A 12,741-nucleotide genomic window follows, 5' to 3' on the forward strand; every position below is an offset into this window, starting at 1 on the left:
ACGCGGGGCCGTGGCCGGGCAAGGTTTGGCCTATGCGACTCTTCCCTGCCCTGCTCGCCACGGCCCTTGCGGCGCCGTGCCTCGCCACGCCTTTGGCGGGCGCTCAGCCACCTGTTGCCACACCGGCGCTGGCCGAGCCCAGCCTGTCGCCCGACGCGCGAGAGATTGCGTTGGTGAGCGGCGGCGACATCTGGACGGTACCGGCAACCGGCGGCGATGCCCGGTTGCTGGTGGCGCACCCTGCCAACGAGTCCAGACCACTGTATTCGCCGTCCGGCACGATGCTGGCGTTCGTGAGCACCCGCACCGGCAACGGCGATGTCTACCTGCTCGATCTTCAACGTGGCACGCTCCGTCGCCTCACCTTCGACGATGCGGCGGAGTCGGTCTCCGGCTGGTCGCGCGACGGGCAGTGGCTGTATTTCCATAGCAGCGCCGGCGACATCTCTGGCATGCAGGACGTGTATCGCGTCTCCGTTGCCGGCGGCACGCCCATGGCTGTTGCCGGTGACCGTTACGCGAGCGAGTTCTTTGCCGCTCCCAGTCCGGATGGTGCCACGGTGGCGCTGTCGGCGCGGGGGACGGCCAGCAGTCAGTGGTGGCGGCACGGGCGTTCGCATTTGGATGAAGCGGAGCTGTGGCTGGTGACGCCAGGCGCCGCACCGACGTACACGCGGTTGTCCGACGACGGAGGGAGCAAGGACCTGTGGCCCATGTGGTCGCCTGATGGTCGCACGGTGTTCTACATGAGCGACCGCACGGGACCGGAGAACCTCTGGTCACGCCCGATCGCGGGCGGCGCGGGTGTGCGCCTCACCGATTTCAAAAACGGCCGGGTGCTCTGGCCGCAGATGGCGGCCAATGGTGCGGCCATTGTGTTTGAGCGCGACTTTGGCGTGTGGCACTTCGATGTACGCAGTGGCAAGGCGCAGCCGGTGCCCATCACGCTGCGCGGGGTAAGCGCCACGCGTGGGGTGGAGCGGCAGACGATCGCGCAGGGGTTCACGGCCGATGTCTCCAGCGACGGCAAGAAGCTCGCGCTCATTGGCCGCGGCGAACTGTGGGCCACCGATGCGCGCGAGGGCGGCGACGCCATCCGGCTCACCCAGTCTGCCGCGCTGGAGAAGCAGCCCCGCTGGTTGCGCGGTGATCGCACCGGTGACCGCAGTGTGGTGTACGTGGCATGGAGCGCCGACGGTGGGCGGATCATGCTGCACGATGTGGTGGCCAACAGCACGCGCGCGCTGACCACCAGCGGCGATGCCACACAGCCCACACCGTCACGCGACGGCAAGCGTATTGCCTATTTGCGCGACGGCACGGCGTTGCACGTGATGAACGCCGACGGCAGCGATGATCGCCGCCTGGCCACCGGGTTGTTTGGGCGGGCGCCCTTTGACGGCGGCAAGACCATGGCGTGGAGCCCCGATGGACAGTGGGTGGCCTATTTGTCGCGGGGGAGCCGCGGGTTTACCAACGCCTACGTGGTGCCGGTGGCCGGCGGTGAGGCGCGGCCGGTGAGCTTTCTGGGCAGTTCCAATAGTGGTGGGTTGGAGTGGAGCCCCGATGGCAGCTCCCTGCTCTTCCTCACGTCGCAGCGCACCGAAAGCGCGCGTCTGATTCGGGTCAATCTGGTGCCGCGAAGCCCTCGCTTCCGCGAAGACCGTTTCCGCGATCTGTTCACCACGCCCGTGCGCGACAGTGCCCGCGAGCCAGTGCGTCGTGACACCACCCGAGCCGCCGCGCGCCCTGACAGTGCCAGTGCGCGGCCGGCAAGTGGTGCCCCCACCCGCATCGTGTTTGAGGGGATCCGCGAGCGCGCGGAAGTGCTGTCGCCGGGCATTGAGATTGGGAGTGCCACGCTTACCCCCGATGGACGCACGCTCGTGCTGACCAGTGCTGGCGGCGGGCAACCCAATCTCTACACGTGGTCGCTGGATGAACTGGCACGGGAACCCGCCGTGCCTCGCCAGATTACCACGTCGGCCGGCGGCAAGAGCGTCATTGGCGTCTCCGCCGACTCCCGTGAGGTGTGGTATACCGACGGCGGTCGCATTGCCATAGTGCCCGTGGCCGGCGGGCCGTCGCGTCCGGTGGCGGTTACGGCGTCGCTCGACGCGGACTTTCAGCAAGACAAGATGGTGGCGTTCGAGCAGGCATGGGCCACGCAGCGCGATCAGTTCTACGATCCCGCCATGCATGGCACCGATTGGAACGCCGTGCGTTCGCGCTTTGCGCCCGTGATTCAAGCGGCGAAGACCCCGGATGAATTCCGCCGGCTGCTGTCGCTGATGGTGGGGGAACTCAACGCCTCACACAGCGGCGCCAGTGGTCCGAGTGGTATGCCGTCAGCGCCGGTGGGCAAACTGGGGCTGCGATTTGATCGTGAGGCGTACGAGCGCGATGGGACGCTCCGGGTGCAGGAGGTGGTGCGTCTCAGCCCGGCCGCCATTGCCGGCGTTGCGGTGAACGACCGGTTGCTGGCGGTGAACGGTCACGCGGTGGCCCGGGGGGACAATCTCGACTCCCTGCTCACCAATGCAGTGGAGCGCAAAGTGGAGTTGCAGGTGAGCGGGCCGTCGGGCACGCGGACCGTTGTGGTGCGTCCGGTGGCCGGGAATGCCCTCAAGCAGTTGCTCTATCTGCAGTGGGTGGAGGAGCGGCGGGCGTACGTGGCCCGCGTGTCGAACGGCAGGCTGGGCTACGTGCACATGTTCGACATGGGCGAGGAGTCGCTCAACAAGCTGTACCTCGATCTCGACGCGGAGAACTTCGGGCGCGAGGGGGTGGTGATCGACATGCGCAACAACAACGGCGGCTTCGTGAACGCGTACGCGCTCGATGTCTTTGCCCGCAAGCCGTACATGACCATGACCACCCGGGGGTCGGTGTCGGTGCCGGCCCGCACGCAACTGGGGCAGCGCTCGCTCGAGAAGCCCACGGTGCTGGTGACCAACCAGCACACGCTGTCCGACGGCGAAGACTTTACCCAGGGGTATCGCACCCTGGGGCTGGGTAAAGTCGTGGGGGAGCCCACCGCGGGGTGGATCATCTACACGTCGAACGTCACCCTGGTGGACGGGACCTCACTGCGGCTGCCGTTCATTCGTGTGGATGACCACGAGGGGAAAAACATGGAGCTCGTGCCCCGCCCGGTGGACGTGCCGGTGACCCGCCCGGTGGGGGAGGCGTACCGGGGGGTGGACTCCCAGCTCGATACCGCGGTGCGCGTACTGCTTCAGCAGCTGGGTTCGGCGCGGTAGACGGCGAACCGCATTCTTCTTTTAGGAAATTCCGCCTTTTCGCCAACCTTTCGGAACGAACTGGCGGAATTTCCGTTGGCGCCATTGCCGCGCGTGCCGTGGGGGGGTACTATTCTTTTCAGCGATGCGCGCACTGTATCTGATACAACTGCGTGGACTTGTTCCGACCTACACGGGCCTGCCAAAGCGAGCGGGCCCGTTTGTGTTTGCACCGTAGCCATAAAGTTATGGCGACCGTCGTGAGGGCGATCACGAGCACGTGGAAGTCGGTATCGTTTTGCATGCGGGTCCTTCGGGACCTTGTGCTCCGACAGATCCAGCACCGATCCAGCTTTTAGGAGTACACAGCAATGCGCACGACCGGCACCGTTAAGTGGTTCAACGACGCGAAGGGCTTTGGTTTCATCACGCCCTCGAACGGCCAGAAGGACTGCTTCGTTCACCACTCGGCCATCCAGGGTCAGGGTTTCAAGTCGCTGACCGAAGGCGAGACTGTCGAATTCGATATCGTGCAGGGCCAGAAGGGCCCCGCCGCCGAAAACGTCACGCGCGCGCGCTAAGCCTCACCGGCACAGCAGCGTAGCACTGTCTCGCGGGTGGGAGCGGCATGTCCGTTCCCACCCGATGCTGTTTCCCCAGTTCGGAGGTCAAGTGATCGACCAAGCAACTCCAGTTACCCCGCCGGATTCGCGCTTCGGCCCCGACCGTACGAACTTCCTGACGTCGCACCGCGCCCAGTCTGTAGCGGCGCGTGAGTTTACCCGCTTGACCGACGCCGTGGTTGCGCTCACCAAGCGCCAGGCGACCCTCAATGCCTGCGAGCCGCCAACGACCCGGCTCTCCCCCGATCGCTGCATCGTGCAGCTCGGCCCTGTCGCCCTCACTGTGGCGCATATCCGCACCGGCAACGATATCCCGCCGGGTGGCCAGCTTCTCTGCATCATCTGGAAGGGCACCATCGCCGCCCGTGGCGATCATGTGCCTGAGCGTTCGGCCCGCCATGTGCCGCCGCCGCCCGTTTCCGTGTGGGAAGAGTCCATGGTGGTCTCGGCCGCCAGCGAAACCACGTGGCACTGGCATCCCAATGGCATTGATTCCACGGGATATACTTCCCCGGAACTCGCTGAACGGTGTGTCGAGCAGCTGCAGGCAGCATTCGAGGTTGCCCAGCGCGACGACCTGCCAACGGCACCGCTGTCCTGACCCGCCCAAAGGAGGGCGCATGAAGCAAGACATGATCGAATTTGAAGGCACCGTCACCGACGTCCTTCCCAGCACCATGTTCCGCGTCAATCTTGAAAACGGTCACGAGATCCTGGCCACCGTGGCCGGCAAGATGCGCAAGTTCCGCATCCGTATCCTGGCTGGTGACAAGGTGACGGTAGAAGTGTCGCCGTACGATCTCAACCGCGGGCGCATCACGTTCCGGCACAAGTAAGCGACCAGCAATTGATGATGGAGCGCCGGGTGCGTGAGTTTTCCGCCCGAGCGCTCCTTTTTCATTGTCCCAATGGCCGTACCCTGGCCGCGCACTGTATGAGTACGCCTGGCCTCGACCTCTAGCCTACGTCACATGCGCGCTGTTCGACTTGCCGTACCGGGTCAGCCCGTGGTTGATGCCGACATCCCGTTGCCCCGCTGCGGAGACGATGAGGTGCTGGTGCGCGTGCGCGCCGCCGGTATCTGCCACTCCGACGTGCACTACCGCGCAGGACGCTCGCCGGTAGAACCACTGCCACTCACCCTGGGCCACGAGGTGGCCGGCGAAGTGGTGGAAGTCGGCGCCAACGTCATGACCCACACGGTGGGCGAAGCGGTGAGCCTGCATTACCTCGTTACCTGCGGGGCGTGCACCTACTGCCTGGGCGGTCGCGAGATGTTCTGCGCCACGGGCAAGATGCTGGGGCACTTCACCGACGGGGGGTGGGCGGAGTACATCGTGGTCCCTGCCCGTAATGCTGTACCGCTGCCTCACAATGTGTCGTTCGCGCATGGCGCCGTCATGATGTGCTCCTCCGCCACATCGCTACACGCGCTGCGCAAAGGGCGCATACAGTCCGGCGATACCGTGCTGGTGATTGGGGTTGGTGGGCTCGGCATGTCGGCCGTACAGCTGGCCTCACTGCTCGGCGCGTCGCGCGTGATTGCCGTGGACCGTGACCCGGCCAAGCTCGCACTCGCCGTACGCTTTGGTGCGGTGGCCGTGTTGGCGGTGGACCGCACACCCGCCGAGCTTGCGAAGGCAGTGCACGTCGCCAACAACGGCCGCGGTGTTGACGTGGCACTCGAACTGGTCGGCAGCGAGAGCTGCGTCCAGAGCGCCTTGTTGTCGCTGGCACCACAGGGGCGCGCGGTGGTGGTGGGTCTCAACGCCATCCCGGTGCCGGTGGATACGTACCGGGATATCATTGGGCGCGAGGCGGAACTCATTGGCTCCAACGATCACCTGCTGAGCGAGTTGCACGAGCTCATGACATTCGCCGAGCGCGGCCAGCTGGACCTGCGCGATGTGGTGACCAACACGGTGCCGCTGGAGGCGGCGGCCATCAACGGCGTATTGGATGCCCTCGATCGCTACGCCGCGCCAGTGCGAACCGTGGTCGTACCGTAGCGGAAAGCGCTACAGATGCGGCGGCGACCATCCGCCCTCGAACAGATGGCGGATGGGCAGAAAGAGGGGCTCGGGTAGCGCATCCCACGTGTGCCAGGCCCACTGTTCGCACTTGTGTGGCTCACGCACCTCAGGTTCACCGTCGGTGCTGCGCGTAAGGACGAACAGCGTTACGTAATGCTTGTCTTCGGCAGCAAACACATCGTTGGTCCACGGGCCGTAGCCACGCACCGTGACGTGCAGTCCGGTTTCTTCGAGCGCTTCGCGGCGGGCGCAGTCGTCGACCGATTCGCCCCACTCCAGATGCCCGCCGGGAAACTGCCACACGCCGTCGCCGTGGGAGTCGCTGCGGCGCTTGCCCAGCAGCACCTGGGTGCCACGCTGCACGATGACGGCCACGCCAATGCGCGGGTACCGGGGCGCGGTCACGAAGGGAGCACCACGTCCTGGAGGAAGAACGCCGCCAGCTCGGAGCGCCCCTGCAGCCCGGCTTTGCGGTACACATCGACCGCCTGCTGACGCACCGTGCGCTCCGACCGCCCCAGCTGAGCGGCCACCTGCTTATGACCAAGCCCTTTGAGCAGCAACAGCGCCACCTCGCGCTCGGCGCGGGTGAGCTGCCAGCTGCCGAACTGCTGATCGATGGCGGCCCCGAAGCCAGTCAGCGCCTGCTCCGCACTGGCGCGCCACGCGTCGCGCTCGGCCTGCCGCTCCTGCAGCGCCTGCGACGTAGCTGCCAATGACACGCGGGCGTCTTTCAGGGCTGCGGTGGACTGGCGCCAGCGTGAGAAAATGAGAATGGCGAAGGTGAGGCTGACGAGCACCATGCCCAGTTCGACGGCAATGTGAGCCGAGAACCAGGAGGTGGGGCGATCGAGCACAATGTCGGTGACGCCGCCCACGACCACGACCAACAGGAAGCCCACCAGCAGGGGTGGCCACTTTCCGGTCAGAATGTCGTCTTCGTCGGTCACTTCGGGCGAATTCATGGTGTGTTCAGAGGGTATACGACAAGTGTCGGATGTTTTCCCACCTGCGTCCAGTCGCTTGCCGGATGTTTGGGGCGGCGGTGGCGCCCGATAGTGGAGGTGAGGCACGGGACACGGTGCCGGTCACCCACTTTCCGGAGCTACTTATGCTGAACAATCTGCCGCTTCATGCGCTCATCGTGCACATGCCGATCGCGCTGACCGTTCTGGTACCTGTCTTCGTGGTGGTCGCCTTGCTGCTGGGGCGGCGGTACATGAAACCCGCCCACGCCTGGGCGTTCCCGGTGGGCATGCTGGCGCTGTTGCTGGCGAGCGGTGTGGTGGCCGACAAGACCGGCGAGCAGCAGGAAGAGAAGGTGGAGCGCGTAGTGCCCGAGTCGGCGCTGGAAACGCACGAAGAGGCCGCAGAGCTGTTTCTGGTGGTGACCGGCGGGGTGCTCGTGCTCGCGGCCGGTGGCCTCATGAGCAACAAACTGGGGGCCACGATGCGGGTGGTGGGCGCGGTGGGGTCGCTGGCCGTGCTGGCCGCCGGCTGGAATGTGGGGCATAGCGGCGGCGCGCTTGTCTACCAGCATAATGCGGGCTCGGCGTACACGTCGCCGAAGTAGGACTGACAACTGAAAACTCGAACTGAGCACTGAGAACTTGGACTGAAAACTGACAACTCGTAGCCCTCAAGGAGTTCTCAGTGGTCCGTTGGAGTTTTCAGTTCTCAGTTCGAGTTTTCAGTTGTCAGTTCATGTCCATGTTCATGTTCATGTTCATGTTCATGTTCATGTTCATGTTCATGGCACTGATCGGCCGCGCTGGCTGAGATACCCGTGCCAGAGAATGCGCGCAGCGACGGCGCGGTACGGCGACCAGAGCGACGCAAGATGCAGCGCCTCGTTGCTGGTGGGCACCTTGGGCAATTCGCGCGCCTGTTGTAGCGCGAGGTGCAACGCGAGATCGCCGGGGGGCCAGGCATCGGGGCGCCCCAGCGCAAAGAGCAGATACACCTGAGCGGTCCATGGGCCAATGCCGGGTACGCGCTGCAGCTGCGCCAAGACCTCTGCGTCGGGTAGCGCGGCCAGCGCGCTGAGATCCAGTCGGCGTTCAATGACCTGTTCGGCCAGCGCGAACAGGTAGGCCGCCTTCTGCCGCGTTACGCCAAGTGCGCGCAGTCCATCGGCGCCAAGGGCAGCAATAGTGGCCGGTTGCAGTCCGCCGTCCACGCTGGCATCCAGCCGACGAAAGAGCGTCGCGGCCGATTCCAGTGAGACCTGCTGTTCAAGAATGATGCGCACGAGCGTCACGAAGCTCTCGTCGCGCGCCCAGAGTGTCGGCGGGCCGTGCTGGGCGACGATGCGTGCGAGTGCGGGGTCCTGCGCGCAGAGCGCCTGCACCGCCTCGTGCAGCGAGGCTGCATCAAGGCGGGGGATCGTCACGCGAGTTGGCTCTCGCTGGGCAGCGCCCCAATACGTTGGCCCATGCGCACCGGCACTCCAAGCGTAAGCGGCTCAATGACGCCGCAATCGGGCGAACAGACCAGCACCACGGTGGAGCCAAACTCGAAGTGCCCCAACGGGCCGCCCGCTTCTACAACAACGGGTGTGTTGTACACGTGACGCTGCACCTCGCGACGCCGTGCGTTGGTGTGCAGATCATCGAATACCAGTCGCGTCATGCCCACCATGGTCGCACCCACCGGCACAATGGCCATGCGCCCGCCGCGCGCGCCGTCCATCAGCACCACAATGCGCTCGTTCACGGCAAACAAGTCGGGCACGTGCATCACGGCGGCGGAGTTCACCGGCCAGAGTTCGCCCGGGATGTACGTGGCCTCGGTAATGCGCCCCGCCAGCGGGACATGGATGCGGTGATAGTCCTTGGGCGACAGATACAACGTGGTGTACGTGCCCCCCTCGAATGACTGCGCCAACGCCTGATCGCCGAGCAGCGATGTGAGCGTGTACGTGCGCCCCTTGGCTTGCACCAGCGTGTCGTTCTGCACCACACCGTAGGCGCCCACTGCTGCATCCACCGGGCTGACCATGGCGTTGGGTGCCAGCGGGCGAAGCCCCGGCTTGAGCGCGCGCGTGAAGAACGCGTTGATGCTCGGATAGGCTTCCAGCGGCTGCTCCGCCTCTTCCGGCTTTGCCCCGAAGATACGGCTGTAGCCGCGATATACGGCGCCCCGCCAGGCCACAGGAATGGTGCGCCCCGCCAGCCACCCGGCCCCACGGCTGAGGGCGTGCTTGGGGAGTACCGACAACAGGAGAATGAGCAGTTGGCCGACCATATCGGAAATGTAGCCGACTCAGCCTGTGGGCTGGCTCACGCCGGGGCGTCGGGAGAGGTCTCGGGGGTGTCCTCAACCACCACGGCCTTGGCCGCGGTCTGCTTTCGGGGATGCGCCACCGAATGCAGATACAGCGACTCCACCTTGGCCCGCGCCCACGGCGTCTTGCGCAGGAACTTGAGCGACGAGTTCACCGTGGGATCGTGCGTGAAGCAACGAATGGTGATGCGATCGCCCAACCCATCCCAGCCGTAGCGTTCGGCCAGATGTTCCACCATGGCTTTGAGCGTGACGCCATGCAGTGGGTCAACGGGTTTGGGGGCGGGCGTGGGCGCGTCGGTCATGGCGCACAATCTAGCGTGGGTGCAGGTCGGGAACCGCCCTTGTTAACTTGCAGGGACGTTGGGGCCGTCACGCGTGACGCCCCTCTAGCCACCCTGATCGACCAACTCCGGAGGTCCCATGTCGATGGCGTTTCTGCGGGACGACGCGGAAGGGGAGAAGCCCCGCCGCGACTACGGGTTGCCCGACAAGAGCGACCCCGATTTTGACCGGGTCGCCGCCCAGGCGTTGCTGGAAGCGGCCCGGGTGGGGGAGACGGAATTAGCCGAGCGGGCCACCGGGTACTACTGGGGCGAAGCGAGCCTGCGTCCGTACGTGGAGGTCATGCTGCAGGCCGCCGAAAAGGCCGGCGATGATCGACTGGAGCAGGTGGCACGGCGCTTTTTGCGCTAACGCGTAGGCAGGTGCGCCGGTGCAGCGCCGGATTGTTACGGATATGTACCGCCATCGCGACGACGACATCGGCAGGACGTGACGCTCGCTGGACTTATTGAAGAGTTGTTCTCTTTCTTCACAGCCACGAGTGTGCCATGTCTTTGTCCCGTTTCGCGTGGGGGGTTTTGACCCCCACCTTTCTTCTGGCCGTCCCGGCCGCCGCGCAAACGTCTGCCACGGTGGCCGGCGCGATTACCGCCGCCGATGGCAACCGCCCCGTGGAAGGCGCCATCGTCACGTTGTCCGGGCAGCCCGGCCGTGGCCAGACGGATGCGTCTGGTCGCTATCGTCTCACGACCACGGCTAGCGGTTCGGTGTGGGTCGTCGCCCGCGGGATTGGCCTGCTCCCCGATAGCGTGCGTGTGTCACTCGCGGCGGGGCAACCGGCGCGCGCCGACTTCGTGCTGCGTCGCTCTACCACGACGCTCCAGTCCATTGCCGTCACGGCCAACAAGCGGGCCGAGTCGATTCTCGAAGTACCGGCGTCGATCACGGCGTACGCCACGGAGTTTCTTGAAAAGCAGAGCATTCAGCAGTTCGACCAACTGTCGGCGTATGTGCCGGGGCTCAATGTGCAACTGCAGAGTCCCAATAATCCGGGGTTTGTGATTCGCGGCATTACGTCGGACGACGGCACCAGCTATGTGGAGCCCCGTGTGTCCGTATTTCAGGACGGCGTCTCCATCAGCAAGTCACGCGGCTCCGTGGTGGAGCTGTTCGATCTGGAGCGCGTGGAAGTGCTGAAGGGCCCGCAGGGCACGCTCTTTGGGCGTGGGGCGCAGATTGGCGCGGTGCACGTGATTCAAAACAAGGCCGTCAATCGTCGTGAAGGGTTTGCCTCCGTCGGCAGCGGCAATTACAACGAAGTGTACGCCAACGGCATGGTGAACCGCCCGTTGCTCGATGGCAAGCTGTTTGGTCGCGTAGCCGCGATCTACAACAAGCGCGACGGATTCATTGATAACACGGCCGGTGGTACGCTGAATGGCAAGCAGACAGCCGCCATGCGCGCCTCGTTGCGCTGGTTGCCGTCGGCCACGGCCACCGTGGACATCATTGCCAACTTTCAGCACGACGACTCGCCCGGGACCTCGTTCAAGAGTGTGTTGTACGCGCCGGTCGGTGGTACCCGCACGCCATTCCGCAGCGCCGCGCTTGGCGGTGGCGATTCCCTGGGCATCAATCGTCAGGTGGGTGGCCTGACCGTGCTGTGGAACCAGCAGTTGTCGTCCTCGGTGCAGTTCACCAGCGTGACGGCGGGACGGCGATTCTACAGCGACGAGGCCTTTGACGCTGACGGCACGCTGGCGTCGGCGCTGCAGTTTAGCGAAGTGGCCGAAGGCACCCAGGCCAGCCAGGAGTTCCGTTTGGCGTACGATCGCGGCGGGCGCCTGAGTGGCTTTGCCGGTGTGAGCGGTTTCTGGGAGCGTGGTTCGCAGCGAGTGCCGTTTCAGACGGATGAGCGCAGCTTCTTCGCGCTGCTGTCGCCGCTGCTGGGAGGGTCGGGCGTTCCGTTCGTTCCCCTCATTGGCGCGGATGGGCAGCCGAACCTCAGCGTGACCACCAATCCGCTCACGCGCCAGCCGCTCAAGACCGATCACGTGGAGCAGTACCAGAACTTTGGCGAGACGCGCGCGGCCGAAGTATTTGCGGATGCCACGTACACGGTGCAGCGCCTGAGTCTGACGGCGGGGTTGCGCGGCACGTATGAAGACGTGGACAACGGCTACGAGGTACAGAACAGTACGACGCCGGGATCGCTGGGTGTGTTGTTGGGAGCCGGACGCAACAACCTCTTCGCGCCGACGAATGGCCGGAAGAGTGGCACCGGCGCGTTTCGGTCGGCGGTAGGCCGCGGTATTGCCAGCTATGATTTTGGACGCGGATTCCTGGGCTACGTGAGCTACGCCAAGGGCCGTCGCCCCAACGTGGTGCAAGTCACGGCCGCCACGGTGCGCACGCTGAGCGATGAGCGCGTGTACAGCACGGAGGCCGGGCTCAAGGGACAACTGCTGGGCGGGCGCGTGCAGTTCGACGCCAGCGCCTATCAGTACGATTACCGCAACTTCCAGACGAGCATCACGCGTCTCACCGCCACCGGATTGGTGAACGAAACGCTCGACGCCGGCAGTGCCAAGGCCAACGGCGTGGAAGGGAGTATCCGCATGCAGGTGAATCCGTCGTTCGCGCCGTTCATTACCTACGGGTACACCGACGCACAATTCGACAGCACGGATGTGAATGGCAACCGTCAAGCGCGGGCGAACAACCGCTTCCGCCTCACGCCCATGCACAGCTACGCAGCGGGTTTTACGCTCGACGGCAAGCTCACCCGCCTTGGCCAGGGCTTCGTTTCGCCCAACATGACGTACCGCGGCAAGATCTATTTTGAAGACACCAATCTGCCGAATATCGCCGAGGTGGGCACGTTCCTGTTCAACGCCCGCGCGGGATGGCGGCTCAAGGACCAGCGGACGGAGATCACGCTGATCGGGCGGAATCTGTTCAGCGAGCCGTACATCATTGACGCCGGCAACACCGGCGGGGCGTTCGGCATTCCCACGTTCATTGCCGGTGCGCCGCGCCTGGTGTCGGTACAGGTGAGCCGGCGGTTCTGAGTCTGGCATATTTTGGTTGCGGCTCGTCGAATAGTTGGGTGAATACGACGGGCATTCATTGAAAAGCTCTCACGGAGGCCACAAAGGGACGGAGGACTCGGAGAACAGCAGATACGTGGGCTGTTCTCCGTCACCTCCGTCCCTTTGTACCCTCTGTGAGAGCTTTTCTACAATGCCAGCCGTTACACTGACGCCTGTGAGA

General features: G+C 64.9%; 13 protein-coding genes. 8 read left to right on the forward strand and 5 right to left on the reverse strand.

The features are described 5' to 3' along the window. The first annotated feature begins 32 nt into the window (after nt 1-32). The 5 genes from GEMMAAP_RS16300 to GEMMAAP_RS16320 all read left to right on the forward strand — a co-directional run bounded on the left by GEMMAAP_RS16300 (nt 33) and on the right by GEMMAAP_RS16320 (nt 5,874). Nucleotides 33-3,263, forward strand: a complete 3,231-nt coding sequence (locus GEMMAAP_RS16300; RefSeq protein ID WP_026848358.1) for a S41 family peptidase — start codon at nt 33-35, stop codon at nt 3,261-3,263. A gap of 350 nt (nt 3,264-3,613) precedes the next feature. After that, nucleotides 3,614-3,823, forward strand: a complete 210-nt coding sequence (locus tag GEMMAAP_RS16305) for a cold shock domain-containing protein (RefSeq protein WP_026848357.1) — start codon at nt 3,614-3,616, stop codon at nt 3,821-3,823. 205 nt (nt 3,824-4,028) lie between these two features. Beyond that, the gene (locus GEMMAAP_RS16310) at nt 4,029-4,466 is read left to right on the forward strand and encodes a hypothetical protein (protein WP_158514901.1); all 438 of its coding nucleotides are present in this window, start codon (nt 4,029-4,031) and stop codon (nt 4,464-4,466) included. A 19-nt stretch (nt 4,467-4,485) separates the two neighbouring features. Next, on the forward strand, nt 4,486-4,701 hold the full coding sequence (gene infA, locus GEMMAAP_RS16315) for a translation initiation factor IF-1 (protein WP_026848355.1): 216 nt from the start codon (nt 4,486-4,488) through the stop codon (nt 4,699-4,701). A gap of 135 nt (nt 4,702-4,836) precedes the next feature. Further along, nucleotides 4,837-5,874, forward strand: a complete 1,038-nt coding sequence (locus GEMMAAP_RS16320) for an alcohol dehydrogenase catalytic domain-containing protein (RefSeq protein ID WP_026848354.1) — start codon at nt 4,837-4,839, stop codon at nt 5,872-5,874. A gap of 9 nt (nt 5,875-5,883) precedes the next feature. Here GEMMAAP_RS16320 and GEMMAAP_RS16325 read toward each other — a convergent pair whose 3' ends face one another. Both GEMMAAP_RS16325 and GEMMAAP_RS16330 read right to left on the reverse strand, forming a co-directional pair. Then, nucleotides 5,884-6,303: a nucleotide triphosphate diphosphatase NUDT15 gene (locus GEMMAAP_RS16325; protein ID WP_026848353.1), complete on the reverse strand. Its 420-nt coding sequence runs from the start codon at nt 6,301-6,303 to the stop codon at nt 5,884-5,886. Continuing rightward, nucleotides 6,300-6,863 carry a helix-turn-helix transcriptional regulator gene (locus GEMMAAP_RS16330; RefSeq protein WP_053333618.1) on the reverse strand — a complete coding sequence of 188 codons (564 nt, stop codon included), beginning with the start codon at nt 6,861-6,863 and terminating at the stop codon, nt 6,300-6,302. The genes GEMMAAP_RS16325 and GEMMAAP_RS16330 overlap by 4 nt, the downstream gene beginning before the upstream one ends. Before the next feature lie 65 nt (nt 6,864-6,928). Here GEMMAAP_RS16330 and GEMMAAP_RS16335 point away from each other — a divergent pair, with 65 nt between their 5' ends. Beyond that, nucleotides 6,929-7,471 carry a DUF2231 domain-containing protein gene (locus GEMMAAP_RS16335; RefSeq protein ID WP_053333617.1) on the forward strand — a complete coding sequence of 181 codons (543 nt, stop codon included), beginning with the start codon at nt 6,929-6,931 and terminating at the stop codon, nt 7,469-7,471. A gap of 177 nt (nt 7,472-7,648) precedes the next feature. Here the strand turns inward: GEMMAAP_RS16335 and GEMMAAP_RS16340 are convergent, their stop codons facing one another. From GEMMAAP_RS16340 to GEMMAAP_RS16350, 3 genes are read right to left on the reverse strand one after another with little or no spacing between them, the layout of a single operon-like run. Beyond that, nucleotides 7,649-8,290 (reverse strand): DNA-3-methyladenine glycosylase family protein, encoded by a 642-nt coding sequence (locus GEMMAAP_RS16340; protein ID WP_053333616.1) that lies wholly within the window; start codon nt 8,288-8,290, stop codon nt 7,649-7,651. Beyond that, nucleotides 8,287-9,144 carry an archaetidylserine decarboxylase gene (gene asd, locus GEMMAAP_RS16345; RefSeq protein WP_026848351.1) on the reverse strand — a complete coding sequence of 286 codons (858 nt, stop codon included), beginning with the start codon at nt 9,142-9,144 and terminating at the stop codon, nt 8,287-8,289. The genes GEMMAAP_RS16340 and asd overlap by 4 nt, the downstream gene beginning before the upstream one ends. Before the next feature lie 35 nt (nt 9,145-9,179). Next, nucleotides 9,180-9,488, reverse strand: a complete 309-nt coding sequence (locus tag GEMMAAP_RS16350; RefSeq protein ID WP_043579369.1) for a VF530 family protein — start codon at nt 9,486-9,488, stop codon at nt 9,180-9,182. 118 nt (nt 9,489-9,606) lie between these two features. Between GEMMAAP_RS16350 and GEMMAAP_RS16355 the strand changes: the two genes are divergently transcribed. Continuing rightward, nucleotides 9,607-9,879 carry a hypothetical protein gene (locus tag GEMMAAP_RS16355; RefSeq protein WP_145979191.1) on the forward strand — a complete coding sequence of 91 codons (273 nt, stop codon included), beginning with the start codon at nt 9,607-9,609 and terminating at the stop codon, nt 9,877-9,879. Nucleotides 9,880-10,016: 137 nt separating this feature from the next. Continuing rightward, the gene (locus GEMMAAP_RS16360; RefSeq protein ID WP_082821413.1) at nt 10,017-12,539 is read left to right on the forward strand and encodes a TonB-dependent receptor; all 2,523 of its coding nucleotides are present in this window, start codon (nt 10,017-10,019) and stop codon (nt 12,537-12,539) included. Nucleotides 12,540-12,741: the final 202 nt, after the last annotated feature.

The organism is Gemmatimonas phototrophica (assembly GCF_000695095.2).
Taxonomy (GTDB): Bacteria; Gemmatimonadota; Gemmatimonadetes; order Gemmatimonadales; family Gemmatimonadaceae; genus Gemmatimonas; species Gemmatimonas phototrophica.

Bases quoted from the DNA above. Each gene is read 5' to 3' on its own strand.
- GEMMAAP_RS16335 (WP_053333617.1), top strand. From the start codon at position 6,929: ATGTTTGGGGCGGCGGTGGCGCCCGATAGTGGAGGTGAGGCACGGGAC.
- GEMMAAP_RS16320 (WP_026848354.1), top strand. From the start codon at position 4,837: ATGCGCGCTGTTCGACTTGCCGTACCGGGTCAGCCCGTGGTTGATGCC.
- GEMMAAP_RS16355 (WP_145979191.1), top strand. From the start codon at position 9,607: ATGTCGATGGCGTTTCTGCGGGACGACGCGGAAGGGGAGAAGCCCCGC.
- GEMMAAP_RS16330 (WP_053333618.1), bottom strand. From the start codon at position 6,863: ATGAATTCGCCCGAAGTGACCGACGAAGACGACATTCTGACCGGAAAG.
- GEMMAAP_RS16360 (WP_082821413.1), top strand. From the start codon at position 10,017: ATGTCTTTGTCCCGTTTCGCGTGGGGGGTTTTGACCCCCACCTTTCTT.
- infA (WP_026848355.1), top strand. From the start codon at position 4,486: ATGAAGCAAGACATGATCGAATTTGAAGGCACCGTCACCGACGTCCTT.
- asd (WP_026848351.1), bottom strand. From the start codon at position 9,144: ATGGTCGGCCAACTGCTCATTCTCCTGTTGTCGGTACTCCCCAAGCAC.
- GEMMAAP_RS16300 (WP_026848358.1), top strand. From the start codon at position 33: ATGCGACTCTTCCCTGCCCTGCTCGCCACGGCCCTTGCGGCGCCGTGC.
- GEMMAAP_RS16350 (WP_043579369.1), bottom strand. From the start codon at position 9,488: ATGACCGACGCGCCCACGCCCGCCCCCAAACCCGTTGACCCACTGCAT.
- GEMMAAP_RS16305 (WP_026848357.1), top strand. From the start codon at position 3,614: ATGCGCACGACCGGCACCGTTAAGTGGTTCAACGACGCGAAGGGCTTT.